Genomic DNA, 17,743 nt, shown 5'->3' with positions numbered 1-17,743 from the left:
CTCTCATCCTTGTGTTGTGTGTCTTCACGCTCTGCTGACGGACATGTCCCAGACCAGCTTCAGCGCCTTTTCCTTGAGCTGCGCCTTCTGGACCTTGCCGGTGCCGGTCTTGGGCAGTTCCTCGTCGGTGATGAACCAGATGTCGCGCGGCAGCTTGTACGCGGCCACCTGCCCGGCCATGAACGCCTCGATTTCGCGCGCGGAGATCGCGCTCCCCTGCGCCCGCACGACCCATGCGCAACCGCACTCGCCATAGCGATCGTCGGGCATGCCGATGAAGAACGCTTGCGAAATGTCCGGATGGCGGGTCAGCAACTGCTCCAGTTCCTTGGGCGAGACCAGTTCGCCCCGGCTCTTGTAGAGTTCCTTGGAACGGCCGGTCAGGAACAGGTTGCCGTCCGCGCGGAACTGGCCGAGGTCGCCCATCCGTATCCACCCGCCGGGCAGTAACAGTTCGGCGGTGGCGTCGGGACGGCGGAAGTAGCCCTTGCTGTTCATCGGACTGCGGCAGCACAGTTCGCCGGGGCTGCCCCAGGGCAGGTCGGCGCCGGTTTCCGGGTCGATCGTCTTGAATTCGGCGATGCGGCCGCCCTGATCGGGCATGCCCGCAATGCCCGCCTCGACGATGCACCCCTGCGTTTCGGATACCACGTCGATCGGATCGCCGGGGCTTGTACACACCACCGTCGCCGTCACTTCGGTCTGGCCGTAGCTGGTGATGATGTCCTCGCACCCGAAGGTCGCCTGGATCCGTTTCCAGACCCAGCTCGGCGTCGGCGCGGCCGCGCTGTGGATCGCGGTGAGCGAGGAGAAATCGTAGCTTTCCTTTTCCGCCTGTTCCAGCAGCGCGATCGTCATCGTCGGCACGCCCATCAGGTACGTCGCGCGGTGCCGCCCGATCGCGGTGAGGATCGCGTGCGGATCGAACTTCAGCAGGGGAATGATCGCCCCGCCCACCACCATGCCCGAAAGCAGCCCGACCACCAGGCCGAACCCATGGTAGAGCGGCAAGGAGAACACCGCCCGGCGCCCCTCCTCGAACGCCTGATGATAGGCGCCCGCATAGGCCGCGCGCATGAGGTTGTCGTGCGTGATGGCGACGCCCTTGGGCGATCCGGTCGTGCCGGAGGTGAACATGATTACCGCAAGGTCGTCCGCCGAGACGGGCACGGCGATCTCTCCGGCATCGCCATCGCCGGCAAGCGCCTGCACGAAATCGGCCGGAGCGTCGCGATCGAACACCAGCCCGCCCTTGAGTTCGGGCGCGTCGGCGCAGGCGCCGCCCAGCCAGCCGGGCAGGACAGCATCGAGCATCGCCGGAAAATCGCGCGAGCCGAAACTGCGCATCACCACGAGCAGCGCGCACCCGGCCTCACGCACGGCATACGCCAGTTCATCGGGCCGATAGAGCGTGTTGATCGGCACCGCCACCGCGCCTGCGCGCCAGATCGCGAAAAGCAGCGGCACCGTCATCGGGTCGTTCGCCATGACGAGGCCCACGCGGTCCCCGGCCGCAATGCCGCGCGCCGCCAGCCCCGAGGCCAGCTTGCGCGACAGCGCCGCGACCGATCCGTAATCGAGCACTTCGCCGTCCGTGACGACCAGCGGACGTGCGGCAAAATCCGCCTGCGTCCAGTCGAGATAGGCGTGCAGCGTCCACGACAGCCATTCGGGATGCCGGTCGGCCATCGCCCGCCTGCGGCTCGTCACGCTGCCCATGCTCGTCATCACAACTTCTCCCTAACTCTCGTTAAATTATTCCACGACAGGTGCTGCGGTCAAGCCAGTCCGTGCGATCGCTTCCGGAGCGCCGTAATTCGTACGCTTTGAATGGAATGACGGCCTGTTTACAGGGATATTCTGCAAGAATACGCGCCTTTTCCGGAATTGCCCGCAGGCCCGCCAGCCCGCCTCACCCGCAAAAACAGCCTTGCATTGACTGCCTAATACATATTAGGTTGAGCGCAACGAATCAAGGATTGGAGATCGAGTCATGGAAGTTGGGTTGGGGCTGACGTTTCAGAACCTGCACGATCAGGTGTCGGACGTTGACGTGTTCCGGCACGAACTTTCGCTCGCGGCGCGCGCGGAAGACCAGGGCTTCGATTCCGTTTGGACGCCGGAGCACCACTTCACCGGCTACATGATGACCCCCAACGTGCCGCAGTTCCTTTCATGGGTCGCGGGCCAGACCAAGCGCATCAAGCTGGGCACCACCGTCACCGTGCTGCCCTGGCAGAACCCGGTGCGCATCGCCGAGAGCTTCCTGCTGCTCGACCAGTTCTCCGAAGGCCGCGCGGTGCTCGGCATGGGGCGCGGTCTCGGCAAGGAAGAGTTCGACGGCTTCGGCGTCCCCATGGGCGAGGCGCGCAAACGGTTCCGCGAATATGCGGAGGCGCTGCTGCAGGGCCTCGAAACCGGCGTGATGGAATACGACGGCGACTATCTGAAGCAGCCCCGCGTCGAACTGCGCCCGCGCCCCTATTCCAGCTATCGCGGCCGCGTCTTCGCCTCGGCCGTCTCGCCGGAGTCCGTGAAGCTGATGGCCAACCTCGACGTCGGCCTGATGATCATCGCCCAGAAGCCGTGGGACAAGGTGGACGAGGATCTCGCCACCTATCGCGACCGGTTCAAGGCGGTGAACGGCCGCAATGCGCCAAAGCCCGTCGTCGTATGCTTCATCGCCGCGAACGAGGACGCCGCCAAGGCCAAGGAGATGCGCGACAAGTACCTTGTCGAATATGCCCGCTCGACCTCGTCGTTCTACCAGTTCGGCAACAAGGAATTCGCCAACATCGAGGGCTACGAATACTACGGCGCCCTCGCCCGCAGCGTCGAGAAGCACGGGATCGAGAAGTTCAACGAATTCCTCGCCGACCTGCAGATCTGGGGCCGGCCCGAGGAAGTGGTCGAGAAGCTCAAGGTGATGAAGGAGCGCTTCGACGTGGGCAAGTTCATCATCTATACCCAGTTCGGCGACATGCCCTTCGACGTCGGCCTCGAAAACTACGAGCTGATCGCCCGCAAGGTACTCCCCGCGCTCAAGGACATCAACGTTTCGATCGATCCGGTGGAAAGCGCGGCGGGCTTGCAAACGGCCGGCTGATCCCCGACCAGACCTGACACGCCGGGCACACGGCGAAGACCGGAGAGAATGCGCGATGATGGAAGGTGATGGCTGGCGCTGCCTGTGGGACGCCAAGGCGATCCTGGGCGAAAGCACGGTATGGGATGCCCGCGACGGTTGCATCTACTGGGTCGATATCGAGGCGCCCGCCGTCCACTGGTACGCGCTTGAAACCGGCCGCAAGCAAAGCTGGTCCACGCCCGCGTGGGTCAGCGCGCTGGCCCCGCGCGCAAGCGGCGGCTTCATCGCCTCCAGCGCCGACGGGCTGGTGCATCTCGACCCCGCCCGGCAGCTTTACAAGCCGATCCTCCACCCGATCCCCGACCCCGGCAAGGCGCGCCTCAACGACGGCGTGACCGACCGCAAGGGCCGCTACTGGACCGGATCGTGCGACACCGCGCAGTGGGACGACAGCACCACCGCCGACGACAAGGAAAGCTCGCTCAAGGACTTCGACGTGCGCAGTACCGGCGAACTCTATCGCCTGGATGCGGACGGCTCGGTCTCGACGCAAGAGCGCGGCATCGTCACTGCCAACGGCCCGGCGTTCAGCCCGGACGGGCGCACCGCCTACGTCAACGATTCCATGCCGCTGGTCACCTGGGCCTATGACCTCGACGACAACGGCGAATTGTCCAACCGCCGCGACTTCCTCAACTTCACGCCCGAGGACGGCTATCCCGACGGCATGGCGGTCGATGTCGAAGGCTGCATCTGGATGGCCTTCTACGAAAGCTGGAAGCTGCGCCGCTTCGCGCCGGACGCCACCTTGCTGGAAGAACGCCAGCTACCGGTGATGCGGGGCCTGCGCCCGGCCTTCGGCGGTGCGAACCACGACCGCCTGTTCCTCGTCACCGGATCGCAGGGGTATTCCGATGCGCGCTTTGCCCAGGAGCCGCTGGCCGGCGGACTGTTCGAAATTCTCTCGCCCCCCGTCGCAGGCCTGCCGACAATTCCCTTTGCCGGATGACCCTTCCGCGCAATCGGGGCTTCCATTAGGCTCCCGAACGGCTATTCGGCAGATATGAGCGACGGTGACTCCGGCAGGAAACGCATTCTCGATTCCGCAGCCTTCATTCTGCGGACCAAGGGCTTCGGCGCCGCCCGGTTGAGCGAGATCGCTCAGGGCGCGGGCATGCTGGCGCCCAGCATCTATCACCATTTCAAGTCCAAGGACGAAGTGGTCGAAGAGGTGATGCTCTCCGGCATATACCGCAATACGCGCCATATCGTCGCGAAAGTGGAAGTGCTCGGTCCCGAGACCGCGCCGGTCGATCGCCTGCGCGCCGCGATCGTCGCCCATGTCGAGTTCTTGCTGTCCGGCGACGACTATTCCTCCGCCGTAGCGCGGTCGTTCGGCGATCTTCCCAGCGAGATGAAGCAGCGTGTCCTCGCCGCCTATGCGACGTTCGACAGCTACTGGCGCGACCTGCTCGTCGCCGCCAGCCCTTCCGGCAACGATGCGCAGACCACCGTGGCACGCAAGTTCCTGATCGCCATGCTCGACTCCTGCCCGAGCTGGTATCGCGCCGGACGCCTCGGCCCCACCCAGATCGCGAACCAGGCGGCCGACCTCTTCCTCGGCGGCTTCGCGCCCTGACGCCTCCGGGGCACCATCGCGCCCTGGAGCGTTATTCGCCCCGTCCCCCCCAAACACGAAAAGAGGCGCCGCGTTGCCACGGCGCCTCAGGTAGCCGGAGAGAGTCCGGGCGGATAATCAGGCGTCTGCGGTCGCGGGTGCCTTGCTGCCCTCGGGCAACTTGACGCGCGGTGCCACTTCCTTGGCCAGCAGGTTCAGCGAATGGAACCAGGGCTCCGGGTTGTCGTAATAGTCGTGCGATTCCACCTGCAGCGTGCCCCAGCCGCCGCACTGCTCGAACAGCACGTTGAGCTTGTCGACGACCGTATCCGGCGAGCCGACCACGAAGACCTTATCGACCAGGAATTCCAGATCGGCGTCGTTCGGGTCGATGCCGTGGTCCTTGGCGAACCCGTCCATCATGCCGAAACGCTTCCAGATCGGGATCAGGTAGCGTTCGAAGCAATAGCCGATCGGGCCTTCCATCACCTCGCGCTTGGCCTCTGCATCGGTATCGGCGCAGAAGATGGTGTGCGAGACCGCATGGCGCGCGCGGTCGGGCGTGAAGCCGGCGGCGATGTTCGCTTCGGAATAGATCTCCCAGTGACGCTTCAGCGCATCGATGCCCGAGTAGATCGAGACCGGCTTGAAGTTGCGCTCGCCGGCCAGCTTCATCGACGGGGAATTGGAACTGAAGCCGGTCACCGCGATTTCCGGGAATGCCCCGTTCCACGGCGCAAAATCGGCCAGCATGTGCTGCTCGTCTTCCTCGGTCTCGGGCGCATCTTCCTGCGGGAAGCCGGCGTTCCAGTACTTGCCCTCGAAGAAGAACGGCTCGCGCGCCCAGATCTTCTCCATGATCGAGAGCGATTCACGCACCATGTCGTTGAGCATCTTGGGCTCGGCATCCTTGATGCCATGCATGTAGGATGCCTGGGGATAGGCGCCTGCGCCGATGCCCATGAAGAAGCGACCCTCCAGGATCTGCGACAGCCAGCCAACCATCACCGCCAGCTTGGTCGGGTGCTGGTGCGGCAGGATGTGAGCCATCGGCGCGAAGCTGATGTTTTCGGTTTGCAGCGCGGCGGCGGCGATGATGAGTTCGGGATTGGGGATGTTCTCCCAGATCTGCGAGGCATGCTCGGAGATCATCATCGTGTCGAAACCCGCCTTGTCGCAGGCGATGGAGCTTTGCACGCCCCAGTCGAAGGTCTGGCGGGCCGTGCGGCCCGGTCGCATGTACGGGTGGAAAATAAGGCCGGTCTGCATGACCATCAGCGCTCTCCTTCTTCGTTTCTGTCCTGGTGGCCACCCGCGAATCCGGCGAAGCAGCCTAACGAGTGATAGGCTACGGAATTTAAAACACTTGTAAAGTGAAATTCGGAAGAGCGATCGACGCCGGCGGCGAGCAGGCACGATGCGGCACATCGGCCGCATTCTCTTAGCATCTGCAACATAAACCGGCTGTTTCAGGTACGTTATCCAATGATCTACCGTCATCAGGTCAGCACGGCCAGTAACGATGCAGCGCACCGAAAAGTCGCGGCGTCAGCTTAAAACGCTTGGCATCCTTGCCATTCCTGCCTCATAAGCATGTCTGTTTGCAAACAGATGACTTATTCCGAAGAGCATGCACAATGGCTGAAACCCCGCAGATCTCGCCCGATATCGACGAAGCCGACCCCAAGACGCGGCTCATCCTGACGGGCGAACGGCTGTTCGCCGAAGTCGGCATCCAGGGCGTTTCGATGCGCGAAATCGCGTCGAAGGCGGGGCAGGGAAACCATTTCGCGGTGCAGTATCACTTCGGGTCTCGCGAGGGTCTGGTTCAGGCGATCTTCGACTTCCGGATGAACCAGATGGAGCCCGGACGCGGCGCGATGATCGCCGCGCTGGAGGCGGCCGGACGCACGCGGGATGCCCGTTCGATCTTGGAGGTCATCCTGCTGCCGCAGCTCCATCTCGACGGCGGGACCAATCGCTCCTACGGCACGTTCCTGTCGCAGTACCTGCTGCATGGCGACTGGGACGAATACGGACACTTCGGCGGCGAGGCCCCGCCCCAGCTCAACCGGGCGCTCGACCTGCTGCGCCAGCGCGTCGATTACCTTCCCGCCGCCGTCGCACAGCGCCGGCTGGTGAACGTCAGCCTGATGTTCTTAAACCTGCTGGTCCGCCACAGCCGCATGGAAACGCACGAATTTCCCGAGACCTTCGAGCACGCGCTGGAGGACACGATGGAACAGATCGTCATGGCCATGTGCCTGCCCCTCCGGCTGCAGCGCTGACGGCGACCGGGGCGGCGGACACGAAGACAAGAACGAGGACGGGAGCGAAGATGACGGACGGTACGATTGATGGAATCCGGCTGGAGCGCGGGAACGCGATCGACTGGATCGTGCTCGACCGGCCCGAAGCGGCCAATGCGTTCTCGCGCGGGATGCTCGCCCGGTTCGGCACGGTGCTGCGCGATCTCAAGGCGGACGGCGCGCCGGTGATCGGGATTCGCGGTGCCGGCAAGGGCTTTGGCGCGGGGATGGACCTGGGCCAGTACAACGCCGAGGGCAGCCCGATGGAAGACGTGACGCGGTTGTCGGGCTACGTCGATCTGTGGCGCGACATCTGGCGCCATCCCAAGCCGGTGATCGTCGCCGTGCACGGCTACTGCATCGGCGTCGCCGCCCAGATGGCAAGCTTCGCCGACATCCTCGTCGTGGCGCAGGATGCCGCGATCACCGAGCCGACCATCCCCATCGGCGGCGGCTTCATCGCGCCGACTTGGGTTCATCAGGTCGGCGGGCGGCGGGCCAAGGAATTCGCCTTCCTGCCGGGTAACAGCATCGACGGCCGGACCGCGGTGGAATGGGGCTGGGCCAACGCCGCGGTCCCTGCCGAGAACCTGATCGCCTGCGTCGAGGAGCTGGCGTCACGCATCGCGCTTGTCCCGCCCGGCGTGCTGGCGATGAAGAAGCGCTCGATCAACCGCGCGATGGAGGCGGCCGGATGGGACCAGGCGCTTTCCGCCATCGCCGAAAGCGACGCGATCCTGCATCTCGAACCCGAAGTCCGGCGTATCCGCGCGCAGCTTGCGACCATCGGACTGAAGGCGACGGTCGCGGAGTTCAAAGGGCACGGGTCGCAAGAGATCTTCAAGTTGCATGGTGCCGGATATCTTCCTTAGTGTTGGGCTCACTCTGTGCTTGTCTTCGGAAGTGGGCTCGCGTCAGAACAGAGGCAGGAATGGGTGCCAGAAACTTGGTCGTGCCGCAGATGACAGCGGCTCTCTTTAGAGCCGGCTTGCGAACCCCGAGGAAGCGAGCCCGATCTGTTGTCAGACTGCCCGCCAATAAGGCGCGGTCCTTATCTTGCAATCTTGTCCCAAGGTCTGTCAATCCATCATCGTGCTCAAGAGACCCGTGAGCAGGGGCTTGAGACGCAGGATTTCTTCCCGATGCACGGCGCTCAGTCGCGCCAGCTTGGCGTGCGCTTCCTGAGTCAGGGCCAGCAGCGCCCGGCGCTTGTCCCACGCCGACGCCCTGCGTTCGACCAGGTTCAGCACCACCAGCCGATCGACCAGTCCCGTCGCGCTATGCGGCTTGAGGATCAGCCGATCCGCAACGTAACCCACCGTCGCCCCATCCGCCGGAGCGGCCCGGATCGCAAGCAGCGCCTGATGCTGTTGCGGGGTCAGGCCACATTCGGCCGCGCGACTCTCACTGAAGGCCAGAAACTGCCGCAGGGAAAATCGGAACTCCGCCAGCGTGGCGTAATCGGCGTCGGAAAGCTCTGCTGCCATCGCGCATACCTAAGGCGGCAGGCCCCATTGATAAATATCGTATTGCGATATATTTGCCTGACATCGCTTCTCTCTGTCGATCGGTCTCGCCATGAAAAATTTCGCTACCCCTCCCACGCACCGTCGCCTCGCCGACCATAGTGCCGATCTGCGTATGCTAATGCTGGCCGCGGCGGCCGTGATCGTGGGAACGGGTAGCGCGATGGGGGCATGGCTGCTGCTGCGGGCCATCGCCATCGCCACCAACCTGTTCTGGTTCGGCCGCTTCTCTGCCGGGCCGTCGGAGATAAGCGACAATGGGCTGGGCCTCTGGCTGGTCGCGATCCCCATCATTGGCAGCCTGATCGTCGGCCTGATGGCGCGCTATGGGTCGGACAAGATCCGGGGCCATGGCATCCCCGAGGCGATCGAGGCCATTCTCTATGGCGAGAGCCGCCTATCGCCCAAGGTCGCACTACTGAAGCCTCTGTCCTCCGCCATATCGATCGGCAGTGGCGGCCCCTTTGGCGCAGAGGGGCCGATCATCATGACCGGGGGCGCCATCGGATCGCTGTTCGCCCAGCAGTTCGACCTGAGCGCGGCGGAGCGAAAGACCCTGCTCGTCGCCGGTGCGGCGGCAGGGATGACGGCAATCTTTGGCACGCCGGTCGCCGCCCTGCTCCTCGCCATCGAAGTGTTGCTGTTCGAGTGGAAGCCGCGCAGCTTCGTTCCGGTCGTCGTCGCAACCCTTTCCGCCTTTCTCTGGCGTCCGCTCCTTATCGACAGCGGGCCGCTGTTCCCCGTCATGCACCACGCGCTGCTCGGTCCCGCGACCATCGCCATCGCTTTGGCTATGGGGGCTCTGGCGGGGTGTCAGGCGTCGCTCCTGTCCATCCTGCTCTACCGGGTGGAGGACATGTTCGGCCGCCTGCCGCTTCACTGGATGTGGTGGCCGGCCATCGGCGCAGTGGCGGTGGGGATTGGCGGGCTGATCGACGCCCATGTGCTCGGCGCGGGTTATGAGAGCATCCGTGCGCTGCTCGACGGGTCAATGGCGCTGCGGGTCGCGCTTATTCTGCTGGTGGTAAAAGCGGCGGTGTGGCTCATCGCCCTGGGGTCCGGAACATCAGGCGGTGTGCTCGCCCCGCTCCTGATGCTGGGAGGAGCATTAGGTTTCGTGATCGGCCATTTCCTGCCGGGCGGCAGTGCATTATGGGCGCTGGTGGGCATGGCCGGGACGATGAGCGGAGCGATGCGCGCGCCTCTGACGGCGGCGCTCTTCGCGGCGGAACTGACCGGCGATTTTGCGATGCTGCCTCTGACCATTGCGGGATCAGTGGGCGCCTATGCGGTCAGCGTGCTGCTGATCCGCCGCTCCATCCTGACCGAGAAGATCGCGCGGCGCGGACGGCATGTGTTGCAAGAGTATAGCGTCGATCCGCTCGACTTCCTTCTAGCCGGCCAGGTGATGTCACCCGATCCGGAGACGCTGCCGGGCGGCCTGTCCCTGGCCGAGGCGATCAACTTCTTCGCGACGGCAAAGCATCGTAGCTATCCGGTGGTCGATGCGGAGGGACGCCTGATAGGCCTCGTGTCCCGCTCCGACGCGCTACGGTGGCAGATGGAGGATAACGCCCCGCTCAAGGCATCGCTGGCGGAGGTTCTGTCGGACGTCTCCCTCCCCGTTGCCACGCCACAAAAACCCGTCAGCCAGATTGCGGACATGATGGTCGACAGCGGCATCGGCCGTATCCCGGTCGTAGATCCGGCAACCTCCCGGCTCGTGGGCATATTGAGCCGTCAGGACCTGCTAAAGGTTCGCCATGTCCACCGCGCATCCGAATGGAAGAGACGCTGACCGAACCTTCTTGGTCGTTCATCGGCTGAGTTCGTGGGGCCGGAAACAGATTAACCGCTTTTCTTTGCGGTATATGGGATGCGATCTGAAAATTTCAGAAGATATCTATTTTTCGTATGCGCCTTCCCTCCGATACAGCGACCACGCCCCGGTCGTGCAGTCTTCCGGATTGAAAGGAGCGACGGTGCGCATAGTTTGAACGGGTTCACCGGGCAAAGCGGCGCGGAACCTGACCATAGCGGCCCACTCCCCGTTGAGTTTCGGCTTATCAACCGTGAAATGTATGAACTCGAAGCCACTGCTGCCGGGTGGCAGACCGGCGCTAATCCGCAGCAGCAAGTCGCGCAGGAAGGCGGGGTGGCGGGTTCGGCAAATATCATTGGGCTCGGTCGCAGTGAGGTCTGCCGCTCCAATATCATAAGTAGTAGGTGTCGGTTCAGGCTGTGCTGCATCTGGGCTGCACGCAGACAGTGTACCCGCCATTAGCAGCGCGCCGGCTCTAGCGGCTGCCAGACCATTCCGCGTCCTCATCGCCTTCTCCCAAGCTTCGCCTTCGCCGTTCTGTTGTAAACACCTAAATGCCCGACTTTCCCAGCGAACACCCCACGTCCCGCGACGCACATCTGAAGGGACAGCAGGGGATTAGACGCACGCGAAAATTTCGGGTGGGATTCAGGTCCAACCCTTAGTGGAAGCTCAACATCCGATTTTTGATCCAGGTGCTGACGGTCTGCCTTTCCGGCAGGTGACGACCAAAAACCTCTCCCAACCAAATCTCAGAGGTGGAACATTTCGCATGCGATGAGGTCTAATATTGGGCTTTAAGGCAATGTCCGCACAATAGCGGCCCGTATGATGATTCTGCTCTTGTCCTGGTTGAAAGCCCCTTTCCGAATGGGCGATTGCATGATTGGGTTCACTCCCTGCGACGCCGCTAGAACCTGCCTTCGAAGCTGAGGCCGAAGGTGCGTGGATCGGTCAGTAGACCGCGCGTGCGCCCGTCGGAGTCGAGGAAGAAGACCGAGGGCTTCTGGACGTCGAACAGGTTCGAGACGATCAGGTACGCCCCGAAATTCTCGCCCTGCCAGCCCAGCTTGGCATTGACGATCGTGCGCCCGGGCAGATCGCGGAACGCCTGATCGACGGTGTCCTGATAGACGGCGCTGCGATAGTTGGCATTGACGTTGGCGGTGATCCCGCCCGGATGGCGCCATGTCGCCCCGCCCGAGAGCGTCCAGCGCGGCGCATTGGCGAACTCGTTACCCTGCGCGCTGGCGGAAAGCTCGCCCACGGTCACGTCGAAATCGGTGAACTTCGTATTACTGTAGCCCGCCCCGGCATAGAGGTTAAGCGTATTGGTCGGCCGTCCGCTCAGTTCCAGCTCGAAACCGTAGAGGCGTGACTTGCCCGCGTTGACGGTCTGCGTGTCGAACACCGCGCCGGGGCTGAGGCGCACGGCGACCTGCTGGTCGGTCCAGTCGATCCAGTAGGCATTGGCGTTCACCGTCAGCCGCTTGTCCAGCCACCGCGACCTTAGCGCGACTTCTTAGTTCCAGGTATATTCCGGGCCAAATGAATACGCCTCGCCGCGCTGCTGGTTGAGGCCCGCGCCGCCCGCACGGTAGCCGCGCTGCGCCGTGGCGCTGAGCGCGAGGTCGTCGGTGAAGTCATAAGTCAGGCCCGCCTTGGGCAGCCAGGCGTCGTAGCTGATGTTGCGTACCGGCTCGATCACGGTTCTGCGTCTCATGATCGTAGCGCAGGCCTAGGCGCAGCTTCAGCTTGCCGCCCTCGGTGCCGGAAAGAGATGCTTACCGCCAAGCCCCTGAGCGGTCTTGAGCAGTTCCAGAGCTCGAGGCGATAGCGGCACGCGGTGCTCTTTACAGGCCTTCATGCGATCCGGGGGCACCGTCCATACCGCTTTCGAGAAGTCGATCTCTTCCCACGTCGCCTTGAGCGCTTCGGAGGTTCGGGCTGCGGTAAGGATGATGAATTCAAGCGCCATGGCCGTGACTGCCTGTCGCTTGCGCAACGCGGCGATGAAGGTCGGCACCTCCTCGTAGGGTAGCGCCTTGTGATGACCGTCTCGGCCGAGCTTGCGATTGCGGGCTTCCTTGGTCTTGGACACTTTGGGGAGGATCTGGGCTAGGTGCCCGCGCCAACGCGCCGGGTTCTCGCCCTTACGGTACCCACGGGCCTTGGCGGCATCGAGAATGGTTTCGATCCGCCCCCTCACCCGGCTCGCCGTCTCGGGCTTCTCTCACCAAATCGACTCCAAAATCGACAGCACATGGGGTGTGTCCACGTCGGCCACCGATTGATCGCCGATCTTCGGATAGACATAGTCAGCCATAGTCTTGCGCCACTGCTGCCGGTGCTTCGGGTTGCGCCAGCTTTCCTCGTTCGCATCGATGTGGGCTTCGGCAACTTCCTTGAAAGTGGTCTCGGCGATCAGGGCTGCTTGGGCTGCCGCGAGCTTTTCGGCCTCCTCGCGATCGCGCTCCTCGATGGGGGCGATCCCGGACTGGACCTTGAGGCGCAGCTTGGTCGCTTCGACTCTGGCATTTGCCAGCGACAGGGCACCAAGACCAGCGGCAGCGCCAAGTCCTACATCGCGCGAATTCCCGTTCAGCATGAAGCGGAATACCCAAGAACGGGAGCCGCTCGCTTTAACCAAAAGGTGCAAGTCGCCTCCATCCGAATGCCTGCCCGGCTTGGCGTTCTTGACCGTCAGAGGCGTCAGAGCATTTGAAAGCTTACGAGGCATACCGGTCCATCGTTCCCAAAACCGTTCCCATAATAGTAGCGCGGTTTTATGGGAGCGCAATTGGACAGCATTGGACACTTATACATAGAGAGGAGAATAAACTCGACCAAATCAGCCAGTGTTCTTCACATGTTCGCACGCCACCGGATGATAGTATTGCGGACACCCTGTCCGCCATCATTCCCGTCTCGGGACGATACACATGGTGTTCTTGCGTGCCTGCGTTTCTCACCCGTCATCGCCGCCCGGTTTCTAACTCTCGATACGCCACTTGCGTCGAGCCAGCCGTGTGATCGGCCGTGAGCAGCGTCGGCAATCGCTGCGATAGTGCGAGCCATCCCATTCGACCGCGCGCCGAGGGCGATGACGATTGAACAAACAAAGAAAGCGCCCGAAAGCCACTCTTGCCCCCCCGTTGATGCGAAAATCTCGGACGGGATAATTGAGCACGCCATCGAAGCTCAACGAAACAAACCCGTCCTATTTTCTCTCCGCTGCGCTGCAGCCGGCGGCAAGAGCCCGCATCATCTCTGGCGCGGGCTCCTGGCATTTCGGTCGAGGGTCAGGCGCTCACCGGCTGCGGGCGATTGGCGAGCAGGTTGTCGACTACCGACGGGTCCGCCAGCGTGGAGGTGTCTCCCAGGTTCGAGACATCGTTCTCGCCGATCTTGCGCAGGATGCGGCGCATGATCTTGCCCGAGCGGGTCTTGGGCAGGCCCGGCGCGAACTGGATGACGTCGGGCGTGGCGATCGGGCCGATCTCGTGGCGCACCCACGCGATCAGTTCCTTGCGCAGGGCGTCGTCGGGCTCGACCTCGGCGTTGCAGGTGACGAAGGCGTAGATGCCCTGCCCCTTGATCTCGTGCGGCATGCCTACGACCGCCGCTTCCGCCACCTTGGGGTGAGCGACGAGTGCGCTTTCGATCTCCGCGGTGCCCATACGATGCCCGGAGACGTTGATGACGTCGTCGATGCGACCGGTGATCCAGTAGTAGCCGTCCTCGTCCCGGCGGCAGCCGTCGCCGGTGAAGTACGTGCCCTTGAAGGTGCTGAAATAAGTCTGGAAGAAGCGCTCGTGATCGCCCCAGACGGTGCGCATCTGGCCGGGCCAGCTGTCTGTGATGACGAGGCAGCCGTCGCCCGGCCCCTCGATCTCCTTGCCGTCGTTGTCGAGCAGTTTCGGCTGCACGCCGAACATCGGGCGGGTGGCTGAGCCGGGCTTGAGCGGGGTGGCGCCCGGTAACGGGGAGATCATCACGCCGCCGGTCTCGGTCTGCCACCAGGTATCGACGATCGGGCAACGCCCCTCGCCCACGACCTCGTGATACCAGGACCATGCCTCCGGGTTGATTGGTTCGCCGACCGAGCCGAGGAGGCGCAGCGACTGGCGGCTGGTCTTCTTCACCCAGTCGTCGCCTTCGCGCATGAGCGCACGCAGCGCGGTGGGGGCACCGTAGAAAATCTCGACGCCGAACTTGTCGACGACCTGCCAGAAACGGCTGGGATCGGGGAAGTTGGGCACGCCTTCGAACATCACGGTGGTCGCACCGTTCATCAGCGGGCCGTAGACGACGTAGCTGTGGCCGGTGACCCACCCGATGTCGGCCGCGCACCAGTAGATCTGGCCGGGGCGGTAGTCGAAGACGTACTCGTGGGTCATTGAGGCCCATACCGAATAGCCGCCGGTGGTGTGCAACACGCCCTTGGGCTTTCCAGTGGAGCCCGAAGTGTAGAGGATGAACAGCGGGTCCTCCGCGCTCATTTCGACCGGCTCGCATTCGGCGGCCTGATCGGCGACGGCCGAGGCCCAGTCGATGTCGCGACCCTCGGCCATCGGTACGCCGGACTTGGTGTGCGCGAGGACGATCACGCTGTCGACACCGGGACAGGCCTTGAGCGCCTCATCGACATTGGCCTTGAGCGGGACTTTCTTACCCCCACGCAGGCCCTCGTCGGCAGTGAGGACGACGCGGCTGTCGCAATCCTGGATGCGGCCCGCCAGCGCGTCCGGCGAAAACCCGGCGAAGACGATCGAGTGGATTGCGCCGATCCGCGCGCAGGCCAGCATGGCAACGGCCGCTTCCGGCACCATCGGCAGGTAGAGAGTGACGCGCTCACCCTTCCGGACGCCGCGTGCCTTGAGGAGATTGGCCAGGCGGCAGACCTGCTCGTGCAACTGGCGGTAAGTGATGCGGCGGTCGGGAGCGGTGGGACTGTCCGGCTCCCACAGGATCGCGATCTGGTCGCCACGCTCCACGAGATGACGGTCGAGGCAGTTGGCCGAGAGGTTCAGGGTGCCGTCGGTGAACCACGAAATGCCGAAGTCCTCTTCGTGGAAACTGGTCTGCTTGACCACGCTGAAGGGCTTGATCCAGTCGATCCGCCGCGCTTCCTCGCGCCAGAACGCTTCGGGCTCGGAAACCGACCTTTCGTACATCTCCTGATAGCGGGCATCGTCGATCAGGGCGTTCCGGCTCCACTCGGCGGGAACGGGATAGACGGCCTCGGCCATGCGGATTCTCCTCTCATATCGTAGGGTCGGGCTCTCCCGGCCTTGCATGTTGCATAGCACAATGGACCCGGGCCGTTCCCATTGGACAATGGTAGAACGGGCCGGGCGGAATCTCGTGCCGTTTCGACGACGATGGCGGGCGATCTGATCTCGATCAAGGTGCATCGCATGATCGCGGTCTAGAGATTCGGCATTCAATCGAAAGGTAACGCCGTCATGATCGTCACCCTCCCCACCCGTTCGGGCATTGACCTCGACGTGCGCCCGGCAACCGAGGCGGATGCACCCGCGCTGACCGATTTCTTCACCCGCGTGACGGACGAGGATCGCCGCTTCCGTTTCCTGTCGGCGACCGAGCACGTCGGGCCGGTATTGCTGGAGCCGCTGGTCCACGCCGACCACTTCCGGACCGAATCGTGGGTCGGGATCAACCAGGCCAGCGGGCAGATCGTCGCGTCGGGGCTGTTGGCTTGTGACGGACCGCTGGATACCGGCGAGATCGCCATTTCGGTCTGCGGCAATCACCGCGGCAAAGGGATCGGCTGGGCCATGCTCGATTACCTCTCGGCCCAGGCCAAGGTCCGTGGCTGTCGCCGCGCCATTTCCATCGAGAGCCGTGACAATCGCGCCGCCATCGACCTCGAACGCGAAAGGGGCTTCAGGCCTGAGCCGTTCGACGGCGATCCCGGGCTGGTCGTACTGGAAAAGACCTTCCGCTGAATAGGGTGGCAGCGTACGCGCGCCGAATGCTAACGCGCTGGTAACCTGTTTTACGGCATGGGGTTCTCCCCCCAAGGAGACCCCATGCGCGATTCCCTCAAGCCCGGCCCGGCCGACAGTCGGACCCCTCGTTCCGCACGCGTCGGCGTGTCGATCCTGTGCGAGGTGCGTCAGGGAACCCGTCCGTGGAAACCGGCGCGACTGGAGGACTTGTCGCCCGGAGGCTTCCGCATCGGCCTGTTGCCCGATGCCCGGATGGAAGTGCCGCTGCGTATCCGCATCCCCGGCCTGCAGTTGCTAAGCGCACGCATCTGCTGGGTGCGCGAAGGCGCCGTCGGTTGCGAATTCGCCGAGCCCCTGCACGTGGCCGTGTTCGAGCATATCGTGCGCGCCGCCGGCTGATACGAAAAAGGGCGGACCTTGCGGCCCGCCCTCCTCGTTTTTCCAGACCTTGCGGCGCGATCAGATGTGGATCGCGCGGCCGTAGGCGGCGAGGGTCGCCTCGTGCATCGTCTCCGAGATCGTCGGGTGCGGGAACACGGTGTTCATCAGTTCCGCCTCGGTGGTCTCCAGCGTCTTGCCGACGACGTAGCCCTGGATCATCTCGGTCACTTCGGCGCCGATCATGTGGGCACCGAGCAGTTCGCCGGTCTTGGCGTCGAACACGGTCTTCACGAAGCCCTCGGGCTCGCCCAGCGCGATCGCCTTGCCGTTGCCGATGAACGGGAAAGTGCCGGCCTTGACCTCGTAGCCTTCTTCCTTGGCCTTGGCTTCCGTCAGGCCAACCGAGGCGATCTGCGGGTGGCAATAGGTGCAGCCCGGGATGTTGCGGCGGTCCAGAGCGTGCGGATGCACCTCCTTGTTGCCCAGTTCCTTGGCGATCGATTCGGCGGTGGTGACGCCTTCATGGCTGGCCTTGTGGGCAAGCCAAGGGCCCTTCACGCAGTCGCCGATCGCCCAGACGCCGGGGACGTTGGTGCGGCCATAGTCGTCCACCTTGACGAAGAACTTCTCGTCCGGCTCGATCTTGAGTTCTTCCAGGCCGATGTTCTCGACGTTCGGGACGATGCCGATGGCGACGATGACGTGGCTGAATTCCTGCGTCTCTTCCTTGCCGCCCTTCGGGGTGATCTTGACCGAGACGCTCTTGTCCGAAGCCTTGACGTCGCTCGCCTTGGCGCCGGTGAGGATCTTCATCCCCTGCTTGACCAGCGCCTTTTCGAGGAACGCGGACACATCCTTGTCCTCGACCGGCACGATGCGGTCCATCATCTCCACGACCGTCACGTCGACGCCCATGTCGTTGTAGAAGCTGGCGAACTCGATGCCGATCGCGCCCGAGCCGAGGACCAGCAGCTTCGTCGGCATTTCCTTGGGCGTCATCGCATGGCGATAGGTCCAGATGCGG

Annotated in this window: 14 protein-coding genes and 2 pseudogenes; 8 read left to right on the top strand and 8 right to left on the bottom strand. The window is 63.6% G+C overall.

Annotated features, from left to right (window positions below; genetic code table 11):
- Window positions 1–24: 24 nt before the first annotated feature.
- Window positions 25–1,728: a class I adenylate-forming enzyme family protein gene (locus HWN72_RS07555; protein WP_036530508.1), complete on the bottom strand. Its 1,704-nt coding sequence runs from the start codon at window positions 1,726–1,728 to the stop codon at window positions 25–27.
- A 265-nt stretch (window positions 1,729–1,993) separates the two neighbouring features.
- Between HWN72_RS07555 and HWN72_RS07550 the strand changes: the two genes are divergently transcribed.
- The 3 genes from HWN72_RS07550 to HWN72_RS07540 are packed head-to-tail and all read left to right on the top strand — an operon-like array spanning window position 1,994 to window position 4,727.
- Window positions 1,994–3,106, top strand: a complete 1,113-nt coding sequence (locus tag HWN72_RS07550) for an LLM class flavin-dependent oxidoreductase (RefSeq protein WP_036530503.1) — start codon at window positions 1,994–1,996, stop codon at window positions 3,104–3,106.
- Between the two features lie 55 nt (window positions 3,107–3,161).
- Window positions 3,162–4,097, top strand: a complete 936-nt coding sequence (locus tag HWN72_RS07545) for an SMP-30/gluconolactonase/LRE family protein (RefSeq protein ID WP_036530499.1) — start codon at window positions 3,162–3,164, stop codon at window positions 4,095–4,097.
- A 54-nt stretch (window positions 4,098–4,151) separates the two neighbouring features.
- Window positions 4,152–4,727, top strand: coding sequence for a TetR/AcrR family transcriptional regulator (locus tag HWN72_RS07540; RefSeq protein ID WP_008832712.1), 576 nt, complete (start codon window positions 4,152–4,154; stop codon window positions 4,725–4,727).
- Window positions 4,728–4,844: 117 nt separating this feature from the next.
- Here the strand turns inward: HWN72_RS07540 and HWN72_RS07535 are convergent, their stop codons facing one another.
- On the bottom strand, window positions 4,845–5,981 hold the full coding sequence (locus tag HWN72_RS07535) for an LLM class flavin-dependent oxidoreductase (RefSeq protein ID WP_008832713.1): 1,137 nt from the start codon (window positions 5,979–5,981) through the stop codon (window positions 4,845–4,847).
- A gap of 362 nt (window positions 5,982–6,343) precedes the next feature.
- On the opposite strand from HWN72_RS07535, the gene HWN72_RS07530 reads away from it, so the two are divergent.
- Together HWN72_RS07530 and HWN72_RS07525 are read left to right on the top strand one after the other, a co-directional pair.
- A complete protein-coding gene (locus HWN72_RS07530; protein ID WP_036530493.1) occupies window positions 6,344–6,994 on the top strand; it encodes a TetR/AcrR family transcriptional regulator in 651 nt (216 codons plus the stop codon).
- Between the two features lie 50 nt (window positions 6,995–7,044).
- Window positions 7,045–7,887 (top strand): enoyl-CoA hydratase/isomerase family protein, encoded by an 843-nt coding sequence (locus HWN72_RS07525; protein WP_036530488.1) that lies wholly within the window; start codon window positions 7,045–7,047, stop codon window positions 7,885–7,887.
- A gap of 207 nt (window positions 7,888–8,094) precedes the next feature.
- Here the strand turns inward: HWN72_RS07525 and HWN72_RS07520 are convergent, their stop codons facing one another.
- On the bottom strand, window positions 8,095–8,502 hold the full coding sequence (locus tag HWN72_RS07520; RefSeq protein WP_036530484.1) for a MarR family winged helix-turn-helix transcriptional regulator: 408 nt from the start codon (window positions 8,500–8,502) through the stop codon (window positions 8,095–8,097).
- Window positions 8,503–8,593: 91 nt separating this feature from the next.
- Between HWN72_RS07520 and HWN72_RS07515 the strand changes: the two genes are divergently transcribed.
- A complete protein-coding gene (locus tag HWN72_RS07515) occupies window positions 8,594–10,339 on the top strand; it encodes a chloride channel protein (protein WP_036530481.1) in 1,746 nt (581 codons plus the stop codon).
- 934 nt (window positions 10,340–11,273) lie between these two features.
- Here the strand turns inward: HWN72_RS07515 and HWN72_RS07510 are convergent.
- The 4 genes and pseudogenes from HWN72_RS07510 to acs form a co-directional block, all read right to left on the bottom strand.
- A pseudogene (locus HWN72_RS07510) lies at window positions 11,274–12,086 on the bottom strand (TonB-dependent receptor).
- 27 nt (window positions 12,087–12,113) lie between these two features.
- On the bottom strand, window positions 12,114–12,464 hold the full coding sequence (locus HWN72_RS31015; RefSeq protein WP_231958161.1) for a tyrosine-type recombinase/integrase: 351 nt from the start codon (window positions 12,462–12,464) through the stop codon (window positions 12,114–12,116).
- A gap of 33 nt (window positions 12,465–12,497) precedes the next feature.
- Window positions 12,498–13,103: pseudogene (locus tag HWN72_RS31010) on the bottom strand (tyrosine-type recombinase/integrase); the annotation flags it as partial.
- 562 nt (window positions 13,104–13,665) lie between these two features.
- A complete protein-coding gene (gene acs / locus HWN72_RS07495; protein WP_008832720.1) occupies window positions 13,666–15,615 on the bottom strand; it encodes an acetate--CoA ligase in 1,950 nt (649 codons plus the stop codon).
- A gap of 216 nt (window positions 15,616–15,831) precedes the next feature.
- Here acs and HWN72_RS07490 point away from each other — a divergent pair, with 216 nt between their 5' ends.
- Together HWN72_RS07490 and HWN72_RS07485 are read left to right on the top strand one after the other, a co-directional pair.
- Complete coding sequence (locus HWN72_RS07490) at window positions 15,832–16,335, top strand: GNAT family N-acetyltransferase (protein WP_036523171.1); 504 nt, start codon at window positions 15,832–15,834, stop codon at window positions 16,333–16,335.
- An 84-nt stretch (window positions 16,336–16,419) separates the two neighbouring features.
- The gene (locus HWN72_RS07485; protein WP_036523167.1) at window positions 16,420–16,737 is read left to right on the top strand and encodes a PilZ domain-containing protein; all 318 of its coding nucleotides are present in this window, start codon (window positions 16,420–16,422) and stop codon (window positions 16,735–16,737) included.
- A 60-nt stretch (window positions 16,738–16,797) separates the two neighbouring features.
- Here HWN72_RS07485 and HWN72_RS07480 read toward each other — a convergent pair.
- A partial coding sequence (locus HWN72_RS07480; protein WP_211150001.1) for an FAD-dependent oxidoreductase occupies window positions 16,798–17,743 on the bottom strand: 946 nt, incomplete at its 5' end.

This window comes from Novosphingobium sp. HR1a, from assembly GCF_015594425.1.
Taxonomy (GTDB): Bacteria; Pseudomonadota; Alphaproteobacteria; order Sphingomonadales; family Sphingomonadaceae; genus Novosphingobium; species Novosphingobium resinovorum_A.
This window is presented reverse-complemented; position numbering and strand designations above follow the sequence as displayed.